Origin of the sequence: Saccharopolyspora erythraea (assembly GCF_018141105.1) — a bacterium.
In the GTDB taxonomy this organism is placed as follows: domain Bacteria; phylum Actinomycetota; class Actinomycetes; order Mycobacteriales; family Pseudonocardiaceae; genus Saccharopolyspora_D; species Saccharopolyspora_D erythraea_A.
Genome location: NZ_CP054839.1, coordinates 5314045 through 5336423 on the forward strand (window position 1 = coordinate 5314045; position 22379 = coordinate 5336423).

Here is a 22379-nt window from a genome sequence, read left to right on the forward strand (position 1 = left end):
GGCGCAGCCGGTTCCGCCACCGGAACCGCCACGCAAGGTGAGTTCGAAGACAGGCACCGAGGTTCCGCAACCACACCGCCACGCAAGATGCGTTCAAGGGCGGCCTCAAGCCTCCGCGGCGTCCCTGGACTGCTTACGCCGGGCGCGCAACCGCCGCAGCCAAAGGACGAGGCTGCGGGTCAGCCCGTACAGGATGATGGTCACGCCAACCCAGGGCAGCAACAGCAGCAGGATCTGGATGACGCCGGTGGTCATCGCGGCGATCTCGCCCGCCTGCGCCGCACCGGCCACACCGCCGCCCATCCGCGCCAGCGAGTCCCAGAGCGTCGGCAGGACGTACGGGGCCAGGGCCAGGAAGAGAATCAACCAGTAGGCCAGGCACGGGATCACCAGCACGACCCAGATCGCGATGACCCGCCGCGCCCACGGCTTGAGCTCCCGGACCCTGGGGTCCATGGGCCGCCCCGGGATCAGGCTGCGCAGCGTCGGCATCATGCGGTCGAACAGGTCGGGCACACCGACGAGGTCGCTGAGGATGTAGTAGCCGTCGAGCCGGATGGACGGCAGGAACTGCCAGATCGTCGTGACCTGCCAGGTGAGGATGGCGACCAGCAGCCAGGGCGCGCCCGTCCACGCGTACGCGGCGATCATGGCGATCAGCGCCAGCCCGTTGAAGTACACGCCGCCGAGGTCGGTGCGCAACCTGGCCCCGCGACCGAGGCGGTAGACGTCGGTGACCGTGCTGTACATCGCGGGCCACACGAGGTAGATGCCGACCCCCATGGCACCGGGCCGGGCGCCGCCGTAGCGGCACGCGGCGACGTGGCCGAACTCGTGGAAGACACCGGCCACGAAGAGCAGCCCCAGCACCAGCAACGTCTGCGTCGGCTCGTCGATCAGCGCGTTGACGCTGGAGACGGCGTGGCCGAGGCCGTCGTGCGCCGCGAGCAGCCAGATCTCGGCGAAGGCCAGGGCGACGAGCGCGGTGACCACCACCGGCGGCCAGTAGAGGGGCTGGAACACCGCGGCGATGGCCGAGACGACGCGCTCGGGCACCAGCGCGACCCGCAACCGCAGCGCGAGGAGGCGGTCCGGATGCCTGCGGCTGCGGACCTCGGCCCGCTCTGCCTCGCTGGTGCTGGCGACCATCCCGGCGGGTCGCAGCCTGTTGTCGATGAGGAAGGCCACCTGGTCGGCGCTGACGCCGCGCCCGAAATCGCCGCTGACCTCCTCGGCGAGCTGCGCGTGGGTGCGGTGGCCGTCGAGCCGGGACGCGACGAGGTAGAGCAGGCGGGTGAGCTGCACGACCTGCCCGTCGGCACGACGCGCCAGATATGGCGGCTCCTGGTAGCCCGAGTCCTGATACTCGCCGATCAGCTCGACGGTGGGATCCAGGTCGGGCACCGGGAGCTCGGCCACGTCCCCGCGGTCGTGCTCTCCTGTCTCAGAACCGGCGACGATGGTGCATCCCTCCCGAGAGAACTCCCGAAGACCGAAACAGGCCGCGGGCGCAGAGGATGTGCTCGGGGTTCTGCTGCCCGCGGCCGGCTCCGCCGTACCTGACTTCAGCGTGATGGGTCAGCGGATGTCCCGCCGGACCACCAGCTCTCGTTCACTCAGCCTGCGGCCGCGGTGCCGCCCTCGCCACCGACGCCGTCGCCACCGATGCCGTCGCCACCGATGCCGTCGCCACCGTTGCCGCCGTCGCCACCGTCACCGCCGGAACCGCCGTTGCCGCCGTTCCCGCCGTTGCCGCCGCCCTGGCCGCCACCGGTGCCGCCACCGGTGCCGCCCGAACCGCCGGAGGCGCTGTTGGTTTCCTCGGCCGGGGTGGTCTCTGCCCAGTCCCAGCCACGCGGGCTGAGCCCGAGCGCGAGCGTCGTAAGGACGGTGCGCGCCGGGAGGAACTCGACCCGCTCGTTCTCCAGCTCGGCAATGCTCAATTCATGAGGCAACGTAACCTCCTGCACAGAAGTTGGTCGGCAGGCCGGAACAATCCACGGGCAACTGCCCGTTTTCTTCCGGCCTTCTCCTTTCCGAAGCTCCAGACTCGCTGGTGCCGCGCAGATGCTATGGGCAGGAACAGCCCGACACGAGTACGACATAGTCACTCGTTCGGGTAACGCGAGTCCACTGAAGACTGATGTTGGTCCACATGACGCGGTGGACGCGCTCGGCGCGCTCGCAACGCACTTCGGGCGCCAGTTTGACGCCGTGTGCCGATCTGGCGTTCGCACGCGACGGCCGATCCCGGCAGCCCGCACGTACCGACCGGGCAGACCGGTCCACAGTGGCCAGCAAGGCGCTGTCCAGCACTTCTTTCCCCGGAAGCCCATGCAATGCAAGAACATTCCGAGGAAACTTGATCACAGTGCGCGAGTCGACAGAGGAACAAGCACCGAACCGGCGTGGTCTCCCATGATCGGAAATGCGGTCGGCACCGGAACCGGACAACGGTGGACCACCGGCCCGCAACAGGGGTGAACATCGACGAGCGCCGCGACTCCGGGCCGCCGTGAGCAGCGTTGATCGCCCTGCGCCCACAAGCACCTGCCCTTAGCATTTCCACCGCAACAACAGAACTCAATAATGACCGAAATGGACTCCGAGGGAAAACAGGTTCGCTTGTTCCCCTCCGGTTTCCGCGTTTTCCGCAAGAGGAGGAAATAGTGTCTCACGAAATGAGCCTTTTCGAGCTGGAGGACCAGCGGGTGGAATTTCTTCCCGCTCGCACCGTGCTGACGATGTTCGCGTTCGCAGGCGGTCCGCGAGCGGACTGGGGCGGTGAGACGAACAACGCTCATGCCGGCGACGGCGGCAACGGTGGCGGTCACGGCGGCGGTCACGGCGGCGGCGAAGGCGGCCGCGGCGGTATCGGCGGCAACTTCGGCCACGGCGGCAACGGCGGCCACGGCGGCAACTTCGGCCACGGCGGCACCGGCTGGGGTGGCGACGGCATCGGTGGCCCCGGCGGTGACGCGTTCGCCGGCGGCAGGTGGTGACAGCGCGGGCGGGTCGGCGGTATCACCGCTGACCCGCCGCTTCACACCGCTGGAATCCCGCCGACGGCGCGCCGAGTGCGTGTCGTCGGCGGATTCCGGTCTAGCGCCCGAGGGTTCGCCGGGCGAACTCGGGTTCACTCCGGTCGGCATTGGCCCTGCGCGCGATCTTGTGGTTCTTGCCCAGCATCAGCCTGAGCTGGTAGGCGCTCTCCAGCCGGAACGCGCGCCACGATGCCGCGTGCCACGCCTGGTGGAACAGCCGTTTGGTCGCCGCGACCGCGTCCGGGGAACGCCCGGCGATCCGGTGCGCCAGTTCGGTCGCCGCCGCGGCCGGGTCGTCGCAGACCTCGGTGACCAGCCCCAGCTCGCGAGCCCGGTTGCCGTCGAAGGTCTCCCCTGTCATGGCCAGTCGCTTGGCCACGTCCACCGGCAGCAGCTCGCGCAGCGTGGCGGTGCCGCTCATGTCGGGCACCAGCCCCCACTTGGCCTCCATCACCGAGAACCGGCAGTCCGGGGTGGTGAAGCGGAAGTCGGCGCCGAGCGCCAGCTGCAGGCCGCCGCCGAAGCAGTGCCCCCGGATGACCGCGAGCACCGGCACCGGAAGCCTCCGCCACACCCAGCACATCTCCTGGTACAGGTTGGTGGAGCGCCACGGCGGCCGCAGGAAGTTGAGCATCATCCGCCGGGGCTGTCTGCCAACCGAGGCGAAGTCCAGGCCGGCGCAGAAGGACTTGCCCTCGCCGCTGAGGACGACCGCGCGGACGTCCCGGTTGGCACGCACCTGTCCGGCAGCCTCTACCAGCGCGCGCATCATGTCGAGGTCGAGACCGTTGAGCCGGTCCGCCCGCGTCATGGTGACGTGGGCCAGCGGCCCGTCGATCTCGACCGAGACTCGTTCCGGCATCGGCGATCCTCTGCTTCCGGCGGTGGGACCACCCGATACTACTGGTCGGTAACATCGGGCACGAGCCCCTACCCCGGCGACGTCCCGCCGCACGCGCCGCCGACCGGTTCCCGCAAGCATCCGCGAGTCCTGCGGGGCCGCCGTGGCAGCCCGAAAAGTCCCACGGGTCGCTAGCCGTAGCGGCGCAGCTCGTGGAAGAAGTCGTCGACCACTTGCAGCTCGCCTGCCGCGGCCACCTCGTCGTAGACATACTTGCCCACGCCGAGGTCGAGCACCCCGAGCCCGAAGGGCGAGAACACCAGCGGGCGGTCGGTGGGCGGCGTGATCCGCTCGGACATCACGTCCTCCAGCGTCCCGTCGAGGAACTCCCGGTCGCCGGTCAGCTGCTCGGCCAGGTGCGGCGAGGTGTCGGCCTTCAGGCAGTGCTCGACGTCGTCGACGACGTTGGCCGAGGCCAGGATGATCTCCGGGGCGAGGTCGCGCAGCGACACGTGCAGCACCAGCGGGTTGTGCCGGAACCACGACGGGTCGTGCACGTGCGGAGTTCCCGCGACGGTCGCGAACACCACGAGGTCGCTGGACCGGATGAGCTGCTCGGGTTCGTCGTGCAGTGTGACCCGCCCGGCCCCGACGGTCTGCTCCAGGTAGCCCCGGAAACCGGCCGCGCTCTCGGCCGACAGGTCGTACACGCCGATGTCGTCGAACGACCAGCCGGTGCCGACCAGGAACCGGTGGATGTAGCGGGCGATCAGGCCCACTCCGAAGAACCCGATGCGCGCCGGACGCGCGCGCCCCCGGCTGAGCCGGTCGGCGGCCAGCGCCGCCGAGGCCGCGGTCCTGGTGGCGCTGATGATGGAGCTCTCCATGCAGGCGAACGGATACCCGGTGTCGTGGTCGTTGAGGATCAGCACGGCCGAAGCGCGCGGGATGCCCGCCGCCACGTTGTCCGGGAAGCTGGAGATCCACTTCATCCCGTCCACGCGGACCCGCCCGCCGATCGACGCGGGCAGCGCGATGATCCGGGAGTTGGGGCGGTCCGGGAAGCGCAGGAAGTACGACGGCGGGTTCACCGAGTCGCCGGCGGCGTGCACGCGGTAGATCTCCTCGGTCAGCTCCACGATCTCGCTCTCGCGGCCTTCCAGCGTCCGCTGCACCTGGGCCCCGGAGATCACCGCGAACGGTTGCACGGTGGCCTGCTCCGCCTTCGCCGTCTGCTCCTGGCCGGTGTGGATGGTGGTCATGGGGCGGTCACCTCGATCGTCGGCGAGCAGGCGGCGAGGTGCGTGGCGTCGGCCATCGCGACGAGGACCTCGCGCGGGCCCTCGTAGGCCTCCCGGCTGTGGGCGTTGCGGATGTTGTCGACCAGCATCAGGTCGCCGTCCTGCCAGGGCTCCCGGGCGGTGTTGGCCTCGTAGATCTCGTTGAGCAGCGCCACGACGTCCTCGCCAACCGGTTCCCCGTTGCCGAAGAGCGTGTTGAAGGGCAGCCCCTCGGGGCCGTAGACCTCGACCAGGAACTCGCGCACCTCGGGCGCGATCGTCCACTCGTTGAGGAACGCGATCTGGTTGAACCAGCAGCGCCGCCCGGTGGCCGGGTGGCGCACGACGGCGCTGCGTCGCTGCCTGGTGCGCAGCCCGCCGTCGGGCTGCCACTCGAACTCGATGGCGTTGTTGCGGCAGTACCTCTCGACCTCGGCCCGGTCCTCGGTGCCGAACGCCTCGGCGAACGACGCGCCGATTTCGTCGTTGTAGTTGCGGACCAGCAGCCAGCCCTCACGCTCGAACCGCGCGACGAGGTCGGCGGGCAGCGCGTCGAGCACGGTCGGTGTGTCGGCGACCGCGGTCGCTCCGCCGTGCTCTGGGGCGGTCAGGCACGCGAACTGCATCATTCCCGGGAACTCGAGGGCGTAGCTCAGCTCGTTGTGCATGCACATCTGCTGGTTCGCCGGCCACTTCGACGAGGAGTACACCCCGTCGCCGTGGTCCTGGCGGGCGGCGAAGGCCTCCCGCTCGGTCATCAGGCCGGTGGACAGCCGGTGAAAGACGGCGGCGGCCTCGGCGGTCTCGCGCAGCCCGAGACCGCGGACCAGGACCGAGCCGTGCTCGGCCACCGCGGCGCGCAGCGCGTCCCGGTGCTCCGATGCCCATCTCGGCGCGCCACCGGCCGCATCCGCCCGCAGCATCGCGGGCTTGCCGGGCCGCAGGTCGACGTCGAGCGCCGACGCTGGAGTTGAGGACGACATCTCGATTCCTTTCCGTTGCCGCTCAGGGGGATGCGAACAGTTCGGCGGCGCGCAGCACGATCCGCGCCGCCTCGGCCGGGCGGGTCCGCAGGAAGTGGTGCCCGCCGTCGGCGAGCTCCCGCACATCGACGTTTTCGGCCAGCAGGCCCCAGTCGTGGTGGCGGTGGGCGGAGCCGCCCGTGCTCGGGTCGTCGACGGCCAGCACCGCGGTGACCGGTGCCGACAGCCGCACCTGCGGTGGGTGCTCCAGCGCGTCGGCGAAGTAGCGGTGCGCCGACACGCAGTCGTGGCGGTAGGCGGCACCGACGTGCGCGGCGCGCTCGGCGTCGAGCTCGCCGAGCTCGGTGTAACCGGTGTCCGCGCGGAGGTCGGCGGCGATCTCGGCGTCGCGGCGCGCGGTCAGCTCCGCGACGGCGACCCTGCGGTCGGCGGCCCGGCCCGGCAGTTGCGCGGCGAGGAACACCCGCTGGACGTCGGCGCCACGATCCCGCAGCCTGCGTGCGGTCTCCAGGGCGAACGCCGTGCCCGACGAGTGCCCCCAGAGCATGATCCTGGTCAGGCCGCGCCGGGTGATCTCGTCGGCCACCTGGTCGACGACCTGGTCCAGCGAGGCGAACGGTTCCGCTTCGGCGGCCAGGTCGTGGCCGGGCAGCTCGACCGCGTGGACCTCCAGGCCGCTGCCGCGCAGCGCCCTGGCCAGCGGCTGGAAGTTCACCGCGTTGCCCCCGGCGTAGGGGAAGCACACCAGCGCGCCCGAGCCTCCGCCGTCCGGTTCGGACAGCTGGTGCAGCAGGCCGCCGCGCTGCCGCGCCCTGCCGTCGACCAGCGCGGCCAGGTCGCCCAGCACCGGGTTGGCGGTGATCTCCTTGAGCGAGACGGCCCGGTCCAGCGCGATGGCCAGCTTGACCGCCGACAGCGAGGTGCCGCCGCGGTCGAAGAAGTGGTCCTGCCTGCCGATCTGGTCCGCTGGGACCCCGAGCACCTTCGCCCAGGCCGCGGCCAGCCGTTGCTCGGTCGGCGTGCTCGGCGCGCGGTAGTCCTCCTCGACGACTTCCAGCTCCTCGGCCAGTGCCTTGAGCGCCTTCTTGTCGACCTTGCCGTTGGCGGTCAGCGGCAGGCTCTCCCTCCAGTGGAACACCGGCGGAACCATGTACTCGGGCAACGACTCGGCGAGGGTGTCGCGCAGCATCCCGGCGTCGAGCTCGCCCGGCGCGGAGTAGAACGCCGCCAGGTGCTTGCTGAGATCGGCGCGTTCGGCGACGACCACGGCGCCGTCGCGCACCCCGGGCACCCGCAGCAGCCTGTTCTCGATCTCGCCGATCTCGATGCGGAACCCGCGGATCTTGACCTGGCTGTCCCGGCGGCCGAGGAACTCGAGCTTGCCCTCCGGCAGCCAGCGCCCGTGGTCGCCGCTGCGGTAGAGCCGCTGCCCCGGCCGGTGCGGGTCGGCCAGGAACGCCTGCCTGGTCCGCTCGGGGTCGTTGACGTAGCCGCGTCCGACGCAGACGCCGGAGAAGACGATCTCGCCGGGCGCTCCCAGCGGCACCGGATCGAGGTTCTCGTCGACGACGTAGACGTGCACGTTGGGGATGGCGGGCCCCAGCGGCACCCGTTCGCCCTCCGGCACCCGGTCCATGACCTCGTGGTTGGTGTCGTCGCAGGTCTCGGTCAGCCCGTAGGCGTTGACCAGCCGGATCCCCGGCATGGTGGCGAACCAGCGTTCGGCGAGCTCCTTCTTCAGCGCCTCGCCGGTGACCGACACGCACCGCAGGTCCGGCAGCTCGCGCGGGTGGTTCTCCAGGTAGGACAGCACGACCTCCAGGTAGGACGGCACGACCTGGAGCACCGCGACCCGGCCCTCGGCGATCCGGTCCACGAACCGCTCGACGTCGAGGATCACGTCCTGCTCGACCAGCAGCGTCCGGCCGCCGACCACCAGCGCCGAGACCAGTTGCCACAGCGAGATGTCGAAGCACTGCGGGGCGATCTGGGCGACGGCCCGGCCCTCGCCGATCCCCAGGTCGTCGACCTTGGCCAGCAGGTGGTTGAGCATACCCGCGTGCTCGCACATCGCGCCCTTGGGCTGCCCGGTCGAGCCGGAGGTGAAGTAGATGTAGGCGAGCTGGCCGGCGGTGACCTCGGTGCCGAGGTCGCCTTCGGCGTGGTCCTCGGCGTAGGCGTCGTCGACCAGCAGCGCCTGGACCCCGGGCAGCGACTCGAGGGCGTGGTCCAGCGTGGTGGTGCTGCCGCGTTCGGTCAGCACGATGCGGCACTCGGCGCGGGAGAGGGTGGTCGCGATGCGGTCGGCCGGGAAGTGCGGCTCGATCGGCAGGTAGGCGCCGCCGGCCTTGAAGACCGCGAGCACCGAGGCCAGCCAGTCGAGGTCGCGCTCGGTGGCCACCGCGACGACGCCTTCGGGCTCCAGACCGCGCACCAGCAGGGCACGCGCCAGCCGGTTGGCGCGGGCGTTGAGCTCCCGGTAGGTCCAGCTGCGCTCCCCGTGCACGGCCGCGACCGCGCCCGGGTGCAGCTGCACGCGCTGCTCGAACAGCTCGTGCATCCGCTGGTCCGGCAGATCCCGGTGCGGTCCGGCGAGTCCTTCGGCCTGGTAGCGCAGCTCGTCGGCGGACAGCAGGCTCCGCTTGCCCGGCTCGGCGCCGGGCTCCGCGGTGAGGTGCGTGAGGGCGGTGAGGTGGTAGCCGGCGATCCTGGCGGCGCAGTCGGCGTCGAGGACGTCGGTCCGGTACCGCAGGCGCATCGCGAGCCGGTCGCCGTGCCGCTCGATCCCCACCCGCAGCACGGTTGCGCCGCTGAGTTCGCCGTCGCCGGCCGGGTCGAACGCGGTCTCGAACGGCGCCTCGCCCAGGCCCAGCTCACGCCTGAGCTCGTCGAGCGGGAAGTCCTTGTTGGACACGACGTCGGACTCCACCTGCCGGTTCGCCAGCGCGAGATCCCGCCAGGAGCCGCCTGCGACGACCAGGCGGCAGGGCAACGGGTTCGCGCTCCCCTCGGCGACGTAGCCGGTCGTGACCTCGCGCTCGCCGGTGAGCGCGGCGAGCACCTCGGCGTGCGCGGTCAGCAGCACCGCGCTGAGCGGCACGCCGAGCTCTTCGGCCAGCCGCAGCGCCGAGGCCGCGAGGCCCTCGGGGACCGGCACCCCGTGCTCGGCGGTCCCGGCGGCGGGGTGGAGGGTCCACCGCGGGACGGTGGTGGCACCGCCCGCGGCGAGCACGCCGCGCCAGAACTCGCGGCCGGCCTCGGTTAGCGTTCCCATCGCGTCTTCTTCCTTCCACGCACCGCTGCCGCGGTGCTCGGTGCTGTTTTCTGCTGGTTTCCCGGCGAGTCCGGACGTCGCTCGCCCGGTCGCGCGTGCCGGTCGCGGTGGCCCCGGCCTTCTGCCCGCTCGGCGGGGCGGCGCTCAGGCGCGGCGCTGCACCGGAATCGGCTGGTCACTTCGAACCTCCGTGGCCGGGTTGCCCGCCCAGCTCCGGTGGCGCGGGACTTCCTCGCCCTTCATCAGGAAGGAGTCGGCACCGATCACCGAACCGTCGCCCATGGTCGTGCCGTAGTGCACGAGCGTGTTGACGCCGACGGTGCAGCCGGTGCCCAGCGCGATGCGGTCCATCTTGAACGTGCCGTCCTCCTGCGAGTGGCACTGGATCTTGCTGCCCGGGTTGAGCGAGCAGTCGTCGCCGATGGTCACCAGGGTCCGCTCGGACAGGTCGCAGCCGTCGTCGAAGACCCGCTTGCCGATCCGCACGCCCATCAGCCGCCACAGCAGGACCTTGAACGGAGTGCCGTTGAAGAACGGCAGGTGGGTGATCTGCGGGACCTTCCAGAAGCGTTCGTGCCGCCAGAACCGCTTGTCGTAGATGGAGCAGAACATCGGGCGCAGCGGCAGGAACGCGACCACGAGGCGTTCGACGACCACGTAGTAGGCGGTGCTGAACAGGAAGATGAGCGTGGTGGCCAGTGCGATCGCCCACGAGCCAAGCGAGTGATACAGCTCCGCGGCCGTCGAGGCGAACACCGCCACGGCGAAGAAGTTGAACCACCGCACCAGCAGGCACAGCGCCATGGTGACGATGTTGTGCTTGTTCTTCGCCTTCAGACGGCGGTCGAACTCCTCACCGGTCTCCATGTGCGCGAAGCTGTTGTCGCGCTGGACGGTGCGCGGGATCTCCATGCTCGGCGAGCCCAGCAGCCCGACCCCCTCGCGGACCGTCCCGTCGACCGGGACCAAGACCTTGGTCGCCAGCAGGCAGTCGTCACCGGTCTTGCCCTGCGGCGGGTAGACGATGTGGTTGCCCAGGAAGTTGTGCGGCCCGATCTCCGTGCTGGACAGCCGGAACGACGTGCTGGAGTACTCGGCGTTGATGATCGAGAGCCCGTCGGCGACCATCGTTCCCCGGCCGACCGCGCTCAGGTACGGGTTGTCGTGCTTGACCGCCATCCCGAAGTTCGACCCGGTCTGCTCGACGTGCGAGAGGTCGTAGCCGAGGTAGCGCAGGTAGTGCACGATGTAGGAGCTGTCGCCGAACAGGTGGGTGAAGAACCGGACGTTGGTCATCCGCGTGATCACCCGCTGGGCCCAGTAGTGGAAACCGTAGAGCCGGTAGGTCCGGTCCGGCTTGACGGCCAGGTTCAGCAGCCGCGGCACCGAGTAGACGAACAGCAGGCCGAAACCCAGCGCGCCGAAGAACAGCAGCACCGATGCGGCCAGGGCGTCGGCGTAGAACACCCAGTTCGAGAAGGCCAGCGGCCCCGGCTCCAGCAGCGCCCGCAGCTTCGGGACCTCCAGCAGCAGCATGACCAAGCCGCCCACGAACAGCGGCAGGAACACCGCCAGCAGGATGCTCAGCTGCACGGCGGAGTAGACGAACCGGCGCAGCGTGCCGCAGGCGACGGGTTCGACCTCGGGCAGGACCACGTCGGTCGGTCGCGCCGGAGAGCCGTGCCAGCGCTCGCCCGCGGGCACGTTCTGCCCGGAGTGCAGCGCGGAGGCGCGGCCGAGGTGGCCGCGGTCGCCCACCGAGGTCTCGATGTCCAGCACGGCCTCCTCGCCGACGAAGACCTCGTCGCCCAGGGTGACCGGTCCGGTCTGGATCAGCCCGGCGTGCGCCCGGTAGCCCAGCAGGTAGGCGTCCTTGCGCACGACCGTGCCCTCACCGATGGCGATCAGGTCGGTGCACACGGGCACGTGGCGGGACAGGATCGTCACGCCCCGGCCGATCCGGGCGCCCAGCGCCCGCAGGTAGAGCACGTACAGCGGCGAACCGGCGAACAGCACGATCGGGTTGGACCTGATCAGCGTCTTGGCGATCCAGAACCGGATGTAGGCGGGGCTCCAGATGCGGATCCGCTGCTGCTTCCAGCGGCCCACCAGCAGCCACTTGGCCACGATCGGCAGACAGCACATGGCGGCGAAGCCGGCGGAGCCGAACAGCAGCGAGCGCAGGTAGATGTCGAGCATCGTGGTGCCCTCGGAGATCCATTCGTAGCCGTGGGCCATGACGAACGCGGCGAGGTAGGTGTAGGCCAGGAACGTCAGGAGCTGCACGGCACCGCAGAACAGGTACTGCACCGTGCCGACCGGCTCGGCGACCTCGACCGGCGCGGGCGCCGCGGGCTCGGCACGCTCGGGCTCCTCGTCCACCAGCGCGGCGGTCAGGCCCGCGATGGTGGAATGCCCGTAGACGTCCTTCATCGACACCGACGGCAGGTCGTCGCGCTTGCGGACCCGGGCGCAGAAGCGGGCCATCACCATCGAATCCGCGCCCAGGTCGTCGAAGAAGTGGCTCTCGGGCGAGACGTGCTCGACGCCCACCACCTCGGCCAGCACCTCGGCGAGCCTGCCCGCGGTGCCTGCCGGGCCTTCCCGGGTGGTCGAGGGTTCGGTCGTCTCGGCTGTCCGGGCGGTCTGGCTCGCTGGGCTCATCAGGCAGGTCCTCGCGGTCGCGGTGCGGTGGGGATCGCCGGTCTCCGGCGCTGGTCGTGGTCGTCGGGCCGCCGGTCCTGGCGGTCTCACCAACGCCTAGAAGCGTGCGCTCCGGGCAGCTCCGCGAACCATCGGGCAGCCCCCACAGTCAACGGGTGCGCGCCCCCGGACCGGAGTAGGGACAGCACCCTCGTCCGATAGGGCTACCCGCGGAAATGGCTCCATCGTCCCGAGGAGTGAAGGTCCACTTCGGCCGACCGCGGACGCCTCTTCAGGCAGGGCTCGGCACCGGACACCGCTGCCGCATGTGGACGTTCGCGCGCGACGCGGGCGCACGCGGGTAGGGCTGTCCCCCGCCGGGGGGTGGGTCAGACCCGCTCGGGATCCGGGGGTCGGCTCCGGGCGCACGGGGGAACACACCATCGATCCGAAATGCCCGAATGCGGACTCTTCTCGTATGACGCCGCACCGCCTCGGACGGAGCGGCCGGGTGCGTAGTCGAGAACGAGGAGTCGCCATGCCAGTCATCTCCGGTCCCACGGACTTCAACGAGGAGCAGCTCTACGTCGACCTCCGGGCGACCTTCGGGCACAGCATCTTCCTGAAGTGCGAGGGCTTCAACTTCGCCGGCTCGATCAAGCTGAAGGCCGCGACCGAGATGGTGGAGGCCGCGGAGCGGGAGGGCACCCTCAAGCCGGGGTCGGTCCTGGTCGAGTCCTCCTCCGGCAACCTGGGCGTCGCGCTGAGCATGATCGCGGCGAGCAGGGGATACCGCTTCGTGTGCGTGACCGATCCCCGCTGCAACCTGGCGACCCGGCGGATGATGGAGGCCCTGGGCAGCCAGGTCCACATCGTCTCCGAACCGGACGCCACCGGCGGCTACCTGGCGGCGCGCATCAACTACGTCCGCGCGCTGTGCGCCTCCGACGAGAAGTACGTGTGGCTCAACCAGTACAGCAACCCGGCCAACTGGCGGTCGCACTACCGCACGACCGCGCCCGCCATCGCCCGCGAGTTCCCGAACCTGGACGTCCTGTTCGTCGGGGCGGGCACGACCGGGACGCTGATGGGCTGCGCCCGCTACTTCCGCGAGTGGCATCCGTCGGTGCGGATCGTGGCCGTCGACGCCGTCGGCTCGGTGACCTTCGGCGGCCCTCCCGGCCGCCGGATGATCCCCGGCCTGGGCACCAACGTCCGCCCGCCGATGCTGGACGAGAGCTACGTCGACGACGTGGTGCGCGTCGAGGAGCCCGACACCGTCCGCGCCTGCCACCGGCTGGCCAGGAGCGGCTTCATGTTCGGCGGCTCCACCGGCACGGTCGTCAGCGGAGCGACGCGGTGGCTGGACGAGCAGGACGGCCGCGACCTGACCACGGTGGCCATCGCCCCGGACCTGGGCGAGCGCTACCTGGACACCGTGTACCAGACCAACTGGCTGCAGGACCTCTACGGCGACGACATCCTCGACGAGGAGGTGGTGGGCGTCGGTTCGCACGCGGCCTGACCGTCCGGGCCGGACAGCCGACAACAGCACAGCAGCCGACGCACCCAGGAAACGCCGCCCCCGCCGGGGCGGCGTTTCCGCGTCGTGGGTCAGTTCGGTGTGGGCAGTTGCTCGGCTCCGCGGTCCTGGAGGAGTTGCGCCATGGTCGCGATTTCCTGGCCCTGCTGCTGGATCATGTGCTGTGCGAGCTCGCGGACCTGGGGCGTGGCGGCCCGGTCCACCGCTTCCCGCAGCATTGGCAGGCCGCTCTGGTGGTGGCGGACCATGAGCTGAAGGAAGAAGGTGTCGAACTCGGCGCCCGTGGCGGCCCGCAGCCTGTCCACCTCCGCTGGGGAGGCCATTCCCGGCATCAGCCCGGGCGCTCCCGGTGTCCCGCCGTGGGGCGACGACTCCGGGGCCTGGCCGTGAGCGGCGTGCCCGCCCTGTGGATCCATCCACGCCATGTGGTGCCCGCCGGGCGGGGTCTCCGGCTGGTTCCAGAGCTGCAGCCAGCCCCGCATCCGTCCGGCCTGCTCCAGTTCGGAGGTCTCGATCTCGACCGCCAGCGCCCGGACCGCCGGGTCCGCGCTCCGCTCGCGCGCCAGGCCCGCCATCTCGGCGGCCTGCGCGTGGTGGGCGCTCATGTCCTGCGAGAAACCGATGTCGACCGGGCCGGGTCGCGGGTCCTCCTCACGGTCCGGGGTGGCGAGCAGGAGCGCCCCGGCGGCGACCAGCAGTCCCGCCGAGACGCACAGGGCGAGCACGAGGACCGACCGCAGCGCGGGACCGCGCGCCGACATGACCACACCACTTCCCCCGGCTGTTGGCACCTGTGGTGGGAGCGGCTCCGCCCGCTCCGAGGCCCGCTGACCGTGGTACCACGCGGAGTGCGGGGCCGCCACGCGTGTGGAGCCGGTCAGCGTGCGCCGCCACGCTCCTCGCCGCCGTGCAACAGAACGGTCGCCGACATCGCGAGGAGCACGCCCGCGGCGCCCACCGCGAGCACGCCACCGGTGTGCTGGCTGACGAGCACGTCGGGCATCCACGGCAGTTCCAGACCGCGGTAGAACTGCTCTCCGATCGGCGTCGCGGTCCGCGTCAGCGACACGCCGAAGGCGGCCAGACCCCCGCCCGCCACGAAGGCCGCCGCGACCCGCGAGCCCGCCGTGGCTTCGGACGGCACCGGGTCGACTCCCAGCACGGACCAGTAGAACAGCCAGCCCGCGCACAGGAACCCCACACGCGCGACGGGCTGCAACCAGTACTCGTACAGGCCCGCCTCCAGGACTCCGGAGAAGTACAGGCCGAAGAAACCCAGCACCAGCACCACCGCGGCGACCAGGGGCTCGGTGAGAAACCGCGCCGTGCGCGTTCGCCAGACGGCCCGCCCCCACTCCCGGGGCCCGGGAAGGGCTCCGCCCGGGATCGTCGTCCGCTCCAGCAGTCGCACGGGGCAGCCGAGCGCCAGCAGCGCCGGTGCCACGACGGCGAGCAGCAGCAGTCCACCGGCCAGCGCGCTCGGCACCGATGGCAGGTAGCGGGCGAAGCCCGACGACGTCGTCAGCAGGAGGACACCGCACCCGCACGCGAAGGCAGCGGTTCTGCCCTTCGGCCACCGCCCGCCGACGGCACGCACGCGGCGGACGCCCCGGCCGTAGGCGACGGCCATCGCCAGGGCGAGCACCGCGCAGACCAGGTCGACGCGCCAGTCGACGGCGAACCGCAACGGGGTGGGCGGTCCGCCCACGACGAAACCGAGGAACAGTTCCTCCCGCGTGGTCTCGCCACCGAGGGCGGGCGGAGCCGTGCGGCCGAGCGAGACCGCGATGCCGACCGTGCACAGCATCAGCAGCACCTCCACCGCCCCGAGCCGCAACAGCGCGGCCGGGCGGCCGCCCGCCACCGCGGCCACCACACGTCTGCGCTGGAGGTACCCGATGAGGCCGAGCACCAGCAGCGCGGCGGTCTTGGCCAGCACCAGCAGCCCGTAGGCGGTGCTCAACAGCTCGGTCGCGGGCAGTCTGGTCAGCGCGTTGACCGCTCCGGTCCCGGCGAGCGCGACCCAGCACACCAGCGCCAGACCGGAGAACCGGCGTGTGGCCGCCGCGAGGTGCCCGCCGCGCCGTGCCGCGTGGGTCAGCAGCGCGACGAGCCCGCCCACCCAGAGCGACGCCGCGAGCAGGTGCTGGAGCAGGCTCGCGGTGGCGATGTCGTGCGCACCGCTGCTCGCCGAATGGCCCGTCACCCCGATCGGCAGCAGCCCGCCCATCGCCAGCACGAGCAGCCAGGCGGTGCGCCCCCACGAGCGGGCCGTCCAGCACCCCGCAGCGACCACCAACGCGACCACCGCCGTGGCGGCCCACGCCCGGGACTGCTCGAGCGTGCCCACGAGACCGACGAGCACACCCGTGCGAACCAGCTCGCCCGGCGGGCGCCCCACCGCGTCGGCGGCGAGCAGGGGTGCCATCGTGGCGGCACCGGCGAACCACACCACCGCCGCCCACCCGGCGGCCCGCACCGCCGCGCGCCCGTCCGCGCCGAGCGCGCGGCCGTAGCCCCACGCGGTGGCGAACCCGGCGGACCAGAGGAATCCGATGCACAGCGCCGCGGCGACGTCCGCGAAAACCTTCACCACCGGCAGGCCGTAGCGCGTCGGCGCACCGGCCTCGGGCAGTCCCAGCCCGGCCTGCTGCTCGGAGGAGACCGCGACCAACCCGGCGGCCAGCAACGCGGCCAGGCCCGCGCCGATCGCCACCAACACGGCGAGGACGAGTGCGGGTGCTCCCGGACCGGCGGGTTCAGCGCGGCGGGACGGGCGCGGCCCGGACGCCCCGCGGTCCTCGGGTGACGGCTTCGAAGCCATGTTCCCGCCTGGTGGCATTGCCCACCGCCTCCGGCGAACCACGAGTCGAGGGATCGGATTCGCGTTGTCCTGACAGGAGAATGCCGCAACCGGGACGCGGACCTACTATGCACGCAGCGGGGCGACGGCGCCCACCGGGCCGCCCCGCGGATGGGAGCCGGTATGGGCCCGCGCACTCGCCAGGAACACGGCCGCAGGGGACTTTCGGCCCTGCCGCGCACGGCGCTGCTGTGGGCGTTTTCCGCTCTCGGCCTGATGGTCTTGCTTCCGCTGCCCGCCGCCGCGCACACCGCGCTCCTGGAAAGCTCGCCCGCCGACGGCGCCACGCTCCAGCAGGCCCCCGCCGAGGCGTGGCTGCGCCTGAGCGACCCGATCGACCCGAACCTGGTCACGGTGACGCTGACGGGTGCCGACGGCAGGCAGCTCCCGCTGCCGCCACCGACCGCGCGGGACACCACGCTGACACAACCGCTTCCGCACCTGGACAACGGCCGCTACGCGCTGGCCTACCGCATCGTGTCCGCCGACGGCCACCCGGTCACCGGCGCCATCACCTTCACCCTCGACGCTCCGCTGCCGAACACGACGCCGACGCCGATGCCGACGTCGGCGCCGGCTCCGGCGAACCAGCCACCGCCGGCCGACACGCCGCAGCCCGCGGCCGAAGACGGCAGCGCGGCGCTGTGGTGGGCCGGTGGCGGCGCGGTCGCCGTCGTCCTGGTGGCCGTCGCCGCGGCGGCCGTCCGGTACCTGGGGCGCCAGCGCTGACGGCTCAGCGGAAGACGATGATCGCCACGCCGGCCAACGCCAGGGCGACCCCCGCCCAGGCGCAGTGCTGCATCGGCACTCCGAAGAAGCGGTGGTGGTCGTGGTCGCGGTTGAGCGCTTTGCCCACGACCCGCACGACGGCGCCGCCGACCAGGAACCCGATCACCAGGCCGATGTCCTGGGCGAGCAGCGAGCCGCCGAACAGCTGACCGAGCACGGCGCCGACCCCGACGCCCAGGCCCATCAGCGGGAGCACGAGGATGCCCCAGCCGTACCAGATGATCACGGATCCACCTCCGAGGGACCGGACACCGAGCCGTCGCGCGGCGACGCGCGCCGAGCGGCGCCGGAATCGACTTCCGCGGCGTCAGTATCGCGTCTCCCGATCACCCGGGTGAGCGCTTTGACGCAACGGACCGGAACGCGGTTTCCGCGGTCCTGGCGGCAAATCCACCTGAACGAGACCACCCACCCCGAGTGATCGACGCGTGGCGACCGGTGGCGGACCGTGTTGTGATCGTCCTGGCCGTCGCGCAGGGCCGGTGGTCGACCGACGGGAGGCTCCGATGCCGCCATCGCAGGATCGGATGTCGCGGGACTGGGACGAACAGGGCCGCGACAAGCAGGACTGGGACGCTCGGGACTGGGACGCCGTCGTGGTCGGCGCGGGTCTCGGTGGGCTCACCGCAGCCGCGTACCTCGCCACCAACGGGCTGCGCACCCTCGTGCTGGAGCAGTGGAGCGTCGCGGGCGGGTTCTCCCACGTGTTCCGGCGCAGAGGCTTCGAGTTCGACGTGGGCGTGCACTACGTCGGTGACTGCGGGCCGGACGGGACGATCCCCACCATCCTGCGCGGCGTCGGACTCGAGGGCCGGGTCGAGTTCCTGCCGATGGACCCCGACGGCTTCGACACGCTGGTCTTCCCCGGCCTGACCTTCCGCGTGCCCCGGGGCTGGGACCGCTACCTCGATGCGCTGGTCGAGGCTTTTCCCGGCGAGGAGCGGGGTTTGCGCGAGTGCATCCGGGTGCTGCGGCGGGTTGCGCTGGAGTGCGAACGGGCGGGCATGCCCGAAACCCGGGCTCAAGCGGCGGCTTTCGTCCTGCGTTGTCCGACGGCCGTCCACTGGTCGGCTCGGCCGTTGTCGGAGCTCCTCGACTCGTGCGGGCTCACGCCCGCCGCGCGTGCGGTGATCTGCGGCCAGTCCGGCGACTACGGGGCACCGCCGGACGTGGTGCCCGCCGCGATGCACGCCGCCCTGCTGCACCACTTCCTCAAGTCGGGCACCTACTTCCCCAGAGGAGGCGGTCAGGTGCTGGCCGCCAACCTCATCGACGTCATCACCGCCCACGGCGGCCAGGTGCGCACCGGCGTCCGGGCCGACCGGATCCTCGTCTCCGGCGGTGCCGTCACAGGTGTGCGACTGCGCAGCGGCGAGGTCCTGAGCGCACCGGTGGTCGTCTCCAACGCCGCCATCCCGCGCACCTACCTGGAACTCGTCGGCTCGGAGCACCTCCCCGCGCGCACTCTGCGCAAAGTCGGTTCCTACCGCATGGCACCGCCTTTCTTCATCGTCTACCTGGGACTGGACCACGACCTCGCGACCCGGATGCCCAACACCAACTACTGGCTCCACCAGGACACCGAACCGGGCTCGTTCTACCGCGGCGTCCACCCGGGCCGTGCCGGCACGCCCACGCCGGTCGGCGGGCTGTTCATCAGCTCCGCCACCGTCAAGGACCCGCACTCCCCGCACCTGGCCCCGCCCGGCCACAGCACGCTGCAGCTCATGGCCTTCGTGCCCGCGCACCACTCGTTCTGGCACCTGAGCACCGGGCCCGCCGCGGGCGAGCGCTACCGGCGCAACGCCGGCTACCGCGCCGTGAAGGAGCGCATCAGCCAGGACATGGTGCGGATGGCGACCCAGGTGCTGCCCGACCTGCGCGAGCACATCGTCTGGGAAGAGGCGGCGACTCCGGTCACGCAGGAGCGCTACACGCTGGCCACCGGCGGGTCGTGCCTGGGACTGGAGGTGTCCACCGGCCAGTTCGGCCTGCACCGCCCGCGCGCGACGACCCCGGTCCGCGGCCTGTACCTCACCGGTGCCGGCACCCGTTCGGGCCCCGGCGTCGTGGGCGCAACCACGAGCGGGGTCATCGCCGCGGGAGCCGTGCTCGGCAGGAACCTCCTCGCCGAGGTCCGCGGCGGACGGGTGTTCGCCGACCCGGCCCTGCTCGGCCCGCGCGACGAGGACCGGGACGCGCTCAAGGCGTCCCGCAACCTGCGTCCCGCGTCGGGACCGGCTGCCCGCGCAGACACACTGTCCAACTAGGACAGGCGGTTGCCGGTCCGGTCCGCGGGCCCTGCACGACGGACCGGCGCGTGCCACACTCTCCAGACGATGGACCGGGAGCGAGTACGCGCGTGGGTCACCGCCTACGAGAGGGCGTGGCGGGCCCCGGGCACCGACGGCCTCTCCGAGTTGTTCACCCCCGACGCGAGCTACCAGCAGTCGCCGTACAAGGAACCGGTGCTGGGGCTGCCCGCCATCTCGCGCATGTGGGAGGCCGAACGCGAGGGCCCCGACGAGACGTTCCAGATGACGAGCGGGCTGGTCGCCGTCGACGGTGACACCGCGGTCGTGCGACTCGAGGTCCAGTACGGAGAACCGGTCCGGCAGGAGTACCGCGACCTCTGGATCATCGAGTTCGCCCCGGACGGCCGCTGCCGCGCCTTCGAGGAGTGGCCCTTCCTGCCGGGCCAGCGCTACAGCGCCGCCGAACCCTGAGCCGACCGGCACCCCACCCTGACGAACAAGGAGCCCGCCGGATGACCAGCGCCGACCTCCTCACCGATGCCTTCGCCCGGATCCGCGAGTCCGTCCGGGGCACGGTCGAGGGACTCACCCCCAACCAGCTCGCCTTCCGCGTGGAGCCCGCGGCGAACTCCATCGCGTGGCTGGTGTGGCACCTGACCCGGGTACAGGACGACCACGTCTCCGAGGTCGCCCACGCCGAGCAGATCTGGACCGAGCAGGACTGGATGAGCCGGTTCGCGCTGCCGTTCGAGGCGTTCGACACCGGCTACGGCCACAGCGCGCAGGACGTGGCGGCGACCGAGGTCTCCTCCGGCAAGCTGCTCACCGGCTACCTCGACGCGGTGCACAACCGCACGACCCGCTACGTCGGGGGCCTCACCGACGCCGATCTCGACCGGGTGGTGGACTCGGCGTGGGACCCGCCGGTCACGCTCGGCGTCCGGCTGGTGAGCGTGATCGCCGACGACCTGGAGCACGCCGGGCAGGCCGCCTACATCCGCGGTGTCCTCGAACGGCAGAGCTGACCCGCCGGGGCCGCGGGTCAGCGCGCGGAGGCGCGCCGCTCGGGCACGTCCTCCAGCGCTTCCCGGTCCCAGCCCCCGCGCTCGGCGGCCGCCTCGTAGGTCGACTGCAGGAACTCCAGCAGCGTGCCGTCGGGATCGGATGCGGTGCGAACCGCCTTGTAGGGAAGCAGGAACTCGCCGACGTCGGCACTGTAGGAGGCGGCCTCCGGGCGCACCGGGCTCTCGGCGTAGCCGGGCGGTTCCGGGTAGGCGTAGGAGTAGAACATGCCCTCGGCGTCGCCGCCGGGCCATAAGCCGCAGCTGCTGAGCTCGTGCGAGTAGCCCTCGACCATGACCCAGTCCGGGCAGTTGGGCGCACCGCCGGGATGCTGGGGCGCCGGGCGCCCGGAGAACCGGGTGACCGCGAGGTCCATCGCGCCCCAGAAGAAGTGCACCGGGCTGACCTTGCCGATGAACCGGGAGCGGAACTCGCCCATCACCCGGTGCGCCGCCACGAGCTGCCCCCAGAAGCGCTGCGCGTGATCCGGGTCGTAGGAGGCGTGCTCGGTGTCCTCCTCGAACGGGATCGCCAGCTCCACCTCGTTCGGCGTGGCCCGGATGGACACCTCCAGCCCGAGCGCGCGCAGCGCCGCCATCGTCTCGCGGTAGAACTCGGCGACCGGCTTCGGCTCCAGTGCAACGTGGCGCTGCTCGCCGCTGGTCGAGCGGATGTGCAGCCGGTGGTCGCAGAAGTCGAACTCCACGTCGAACAGGGCGGATTCGTGCGGGACGGCCGAGGTGGTCAGGCCCCGTGGACTCACGTACAGCGGGACCTGCCACCAGTGGTTGACCATCGGCGCGCACGCCAGCCGGATCTTGCCCACGACCTGCGTCCACATGTGCAGCGTGTCGCGGGTGTCCGCCCACTCCGCCACCGGGAGCGCGGGCCAGTCGCCGGAAAGCCCGGTGCGGTGCTGAACTCCGGTCATGATCCGACCTCCGATGCGCCGCGGCCGACGAGCCGCCTGGTTGCCGGAGCGACCAGAATAGCCGCGGTCAGACGTCCCGGCTGCCCGCCGCGGGGCGCCGGGCGGTGCGCGGGAGTCGCTGGTCGAGCAGCTTCAGCGCGACGGCCGCGACCGCGGCCAGCCCGAGGACGAGCACCGTGTTGCCCACGGCGGCCGGGTAGCCGACGCGCAGCGGGTCGAGGAACGGGTACGGGTACCACCCGCTCAACGCTCCGTGGAGGAACGTGCCGCCGATCCACAGCCCCGGCCACGCGAACGCGATGACCACGGTCGACCGGTCGATCCTCGGCCGCGGGCCGAACAGCAGCCATCCGGCCAGCGACATCCACGGCGCGACGTGGTGGAACCCCACGGTCGCCCAGAAGGCCGGGCCGGTCAGGTGCACCAGGCGCGCCAGCACGGTCGTGAACACGACGCCCGCGACGAGGATTCCGAGCAGCGCATCCAGCCGGAGCACCCGCCACAGCGCGCCGTCGCGTTCCGGGTCCAGCGCCAGGCTCACCGAGGTGATCAGGACCAGGATGTTGCTCTGGATGGTGAAGAAGCAGAACAGCCTGCCGAGACGGGCAGCCGGGCCCAGGTCCGGATCGACGCGGCCCGACGCGTCCGCTCCACTGGTCAGGACGACCACGACCTGCACGACGAGTGCGAGCGCGACGACCGCGGCGAGCAGCGCGTGCCAGCACCGCGAGGCGTGCCATCCCGTGACGACGTCCGGAAATCCGGTACCGGCACCACCCGCACCCATGCGTTCCATTGTTTCCAGCCGGATCGGCGGGCGCAGGACGACGGCACGGGCCGCGAACGCCGGTCGCCTGCGGCAGGCGCGGGT

General features: G+C 71.6%; 18 protein-coding genes. 6 read left to right on the forward strand and 12 right to left on the reverse strand.

Annotated features, from left to right (window positions below):
* Nucleotides 1–105: 105 nt before the first annotated feature.
* Both HUO13_RS23800 and HUO13_RS23805 read right to left on the reverse strand, forming a co-directional pair.
* A complete protein-coding gene (locus HUO13_RS23800) occupies nucleotides 106–1419 on the reverse strand; it encodes a hypothetical protein (RefSeq protein WP_211897296.1) in 1314 nt (437 codons plus the stop codon).
* 197 nt (nucleotides 1420–1616) lie between these two features.
* A complete protein-coding gene (locus HUO13_RS23805) occupies nucleotides 1617–1955 on the reverse strand; it encodes a hypothetical protein (RefSeq protein WP_249123989.1) in 339 nt (112 codons plus the stop codon).
* Nucleotides 1956–2681: 726 nt separating this feature from the next.
* Here HUO13_RS23805 and HUO13_RS23810 point away from each other — a divergent pair.
* The gene (locus HUO13_RS23810; protein WP_211897297.1) at nucleotides 2682–3002 is read left to right on the forward strand and encodes a hypothetical protein; all 321 of its coding nucleotides are present in this window, start codon (nucleotides 2682–2684) and stop codon (nucleotides 3000–3002) included.
* Nucleotides 3003–3102: 100 nt separating this feature from the next.
* Here the strand turns inward: HUO13_RS23810 and HUO13_RS23815 are convergent, their stop codons facing one another.
* From HUO13_RS23815 to HUO13_RS23835, 5 genes are all read right to left on the reverse strand, one after another.
* Nucleotides 3103–3906, reverse strand: coding sequence for a crotonase/enoyl-CoA hydratase family protein (locus tag HUO13_RS23815; RefSeq protein ID WP_211897298.1), 804 nt, complete (start codon nucleotides 3904–3906; stop codon nucleotides 3103–3105).
* A 170-nt stretch (nucleotides 3907–4076) separates the two neighbouring features.
* Complete coding sequence (gene sbnB, locus HUO13_RS23820) at nucleotides 4077–5147, reverse strand: 2,3-diaminopropionate biosynthesis protein SbnB (protein WP_211897299.1); 1071 nt, start codon at nucleotides 5145–5147, stop codon at nucleotides 4077–4079.
* The gene (locus tag HUO13_RS23825) at nucleotides 5144–6148 is read right to left on the reverse strand and encodes a TauD/TfdA family dioxygenase (RefSeq protein WP_211897300.1); all 1005 of its coding nucleotides are present in this window, start codon (nucleotides 6146–6148) and stop codon (nucleotides 5144–5146) included. The genes sbnB and HUO13_RS23825 overlap by 4 nt, the downstream gene beginning before the upstream one ends.
* 22 nt (nucleotides 6149–6170) lie before the next feature.
* Entirely contained in the window at nucleotides 6171–9422 is a 3252-nt protein-coding gene (locus HUO13_RS23830; RefSeq protein ID WP_211897301.1) for a non-ribosomal peptide synthetase, read from the reverse strand.
* A gap of 144 nt (nucleotides 9423–9566) precedes the next feature.
* Nucleotides 9567–12086 (reverse strand): Pls/PosA family non-ribosomal peptide synthetase, encoded by a 2520-nt coding sequence (locus HUO13_RS23835; RefSeq protein WP_211897302.1) that lies wholly within the window; start codon nucleotides 12084–12086, stop codon nucleotides 9567–9569.
* 517 nt (nucleotides 12087–12603) lie between these two features.
* On the opposite strand from HUO13_RS23835, the gene sbnA reads away from it, so the two are divergent.
* Nucleotides 12604–13590 (forward strand): 2,3-diaminopropionate biosynthesis protein SbnA, encoded by a 987-nt coding sequence (gene sbnA, locus HUO13_RS23840; protein ID WP_211897303.1) that lies wholly within the window; start codon nucleotides 12604–12606, stop codon nucleotides 13588–13590.
* Between the two features lie 89 nt (nucleotides 13591–13679).
* On the opposite strand, the gene HUO13_RS23845 is transcribed toward sbnA, so the two are convergent.
* The gene (locus HUO13_RS23845) at nucleotides 13680–14369 is read right to left on the reverse strand and encodes a DUF305 domain-containing protein (protein WP_211897304.1); all 690 of its coding nucleotides are present in this window, start codon (nucleotides 14367–14369) and stop codon (nucleotides 13680–13682) included.
* A 116-nt stretch (nucleotides 14370–14485) separates the two neighbouring features.
* Nucleotides 14486–16432 carry a bifunctional copper resistance protein CopD/cytochrome c oxidase assembly protein gene (locus HUO13_RS23850; protein WP_249123990.1) on the reverse strand — a complete coding sequence of 649 codons (1947 nt, stop codon included), beginning with the start codon at nucleotides 16430–16432 and terminating at the stop codon, nucleotides 14486–14488.
* 162 nt (nucleotides 16433–16594) lie between these two features.
* On the opposite strand from HUO13_RS23850, the gene HUO13_RS23855 reads away from it, so the two are divergent.
* Entirely contained in the window at nucleotides 16595–17200 is a 606-nt protein-coding gene (locus HUO13_RS23855) for a copper resistance CopC family protein (RefSeq protein ID WP_211897305.1), read from the forward strand.
* A gap of 4 nt (nucleotides 17201–17204) precedes the next feature.
* On the opposite strand, the gene HUO13_RS23860 is transcribed toward HUO13_RS23855, so the two are convergent.
* Entirely contained in the window at nucleotides 17205–17486 is a 282-nt protein-coding gene (locus HUO13_RS23860) for a hypothetical protein (RefSeq protein ID WP_249123991.1), read from the reverse strand.
* A gap of 280 nt (nucleotides 17487–17766) precedes the next feature.
* On the opposite strand from HUO13_RS23860, the gene HUO13_RS23865 reads away from it, so the two are divergent.
* From HUO13_RS23865 to HUO13_RS23875, 3 genes are all read left to right on the forward strand, one after another.
* Nucleotides 17767–19530 carry a phytoene desaturase family protein gene (locus HUO13_RS23865; protein ID WP_211897306.1) on the forward strand — a complete coding sequence of 588 codons (1764 nt, stop codon included), beginning with the start codon at nucleotides 17767–17769 and terminating at the stop codon, nucleotides 19528–19530.
* A 69-nt stretch (nucleotides 19531–19599) separates the two neighbouring features.
* Nucleotides 19600–19986 carry a YybH family protein gene (locus tag HUO13_RS23870; RefSeq protein WP_211897307.1) on the forward strand — a complete coding sequence of 129 codons (387 nt, stop codon included), beginning with the start codon at nucleotides 19600–19602 and terminating at the stop codon, nucleotides 19984–19986.
* 41 nt (nucleotides 19987–20027) lie between these two features.
* A complete protein-coding gene (locus HUO13_RS23875; protein WP_211897308.1) occupies nucleotides 20028–20540 on the forward strand; it encodes a mycothiol transferase in 513 nt (170 codons plus the stop codon).
* Nucleotides 20541–20557: 17 nt separating this feature from the next.
* Here the strand turns inward: HUO13_RS23875 and HUO13_RS23880 are convergent, their stop codons facing one another.
* Both HUO13_RS23880 and HUO13_RS23885 read right to left on the reverse strand, forming a co-directional pair.
* Nucleotides 20558–21508, reverse strand: a complete 951-nt coding sequence (locus tag HUO13_RS23880) for a DUF5996 family protein (protein ID WP_211897309.1) — start codon at nucleotides 21506–21508, stop codon at nucleotides 20558–20560.
* Nucleotides 21509–21575: 67 nt separating this feature from the next.
* Nucleotides 21576–22295 carry a Pr6Pr family membrane protein gene (locus HUO13_RS23885; protein ID WP_211897310.1) on the reverse strand — a complete coding sequence of 240 codons (720 nt, stop codon included), beginning with the start codon at nucleotides 22293–22295 and terminating at the stop codon, nucleotides 21576–21578.
* Nucleotides 22296–22379 lie beyond the last annotated feature (84 nt).

Coding starts and splice junctions, on each gene's coding strand:
- HUO13_RS23810 (WP_211897297.1), top strand. CDS start 2,682: ATGAGCCTTTTCGAGCTGGAGGACCAGCGGGTGGAATTTCTTCCCGCT.
- HUO13_RS23815 (WP_211897298.1), bottom strand. CDS start 3,906: ATGCCGGAACGAGTCTCGGTCGAGATCGACGGGCCGCTGGCCCACGTC.
- sbnB (WP_211897299.1), bottom strand. CDS start 5,147: ATGACCACCATCCACACCGGCCAGGAGCAGACGGCGAAGGCGGAGCAG.
- HUO13_RS23825 (WP_211897300.1), bottom strand. CDS start 6,148: ATGTCGTCCTCAACTCCAGCGTCGGCGCTCGACGTCGACCTGCGGCCC.
- HUO13_RS23830 (WP_211897301.1), bottom strand. CDS start 9,422: ATGGGAACGCTAACCGAGGCCGGCCGCGAGTTCTGGCGCGGCGTGCTC.
- HUO13_RS23835 (WP_211897302.1), bottom strand. CDS start 12,086: ATGAGCCCAGCGAGCCAGACCGCCCGGACAGCCGAGACGACCGAACCC.
- sbnA (WP_211897303.1), top strand. CDS start 12,604: ATGCCAGTCATCTCCGGTCCCACGGACTTCAACGAGGAGCAGCTCTAC.
- HUO13_RS23845 (WP_211897304.1), bottom strand. CDS start 14,369: ATGTCGGCGCGCGGTCCCGCGCTGCGGTCGGTCCTCGTGCTCGCCCTG.
- HUO13_RS23850 (WP_249123990.1), bottom strand. CDS start 16,432: ATGGCTTCGAAGCCGTCACCCGAGGACCGCGGGGCGTCCGGGCCGCGC.
- HUO13_RS23855 (WP_211897305.1), top strand. CDS start 16,595: ATGGGCCCGCGCACTCGCCAGGAACACGGCCGCAGGGGACTTTCGGCC.
- HUO13_RS23865 (WP_211897306.1), top strand. CDS start 17,767: ATGCCGCCATCGCAGGATCGGATGTCGCGGGACTGGGACGAACAGGGC.
- HUO13_RS23870 (WP_211897307.1), top strand. CDS start 19,600: ATGGACCGGGAGCGAGTACGCGCGTGGGTCACCGCCTACGAGAGGGCG.
- HUO13_RS23875 (WP_211897308.1), top strand. CDS start 20,028: ATGACCAGCGCCGACCTCCTCACCGATGCCTTCGCCCGGATCCGCGAG.
- HUO13_RS23880 (WP_211897309.1), bottom strand. CDS start 21,508: ATGACCGGAGTTCAGCACCGCACCGGGCTTTCCGGCGACTGGCCCGCG.
- HUO13_RS23885 (WP_211897310.1), bottom strand. CDS start 22,295: ATGGGTGCGGGTGGTGCCGGTACCGGATTTCCGGACGTCGTCACGGGA.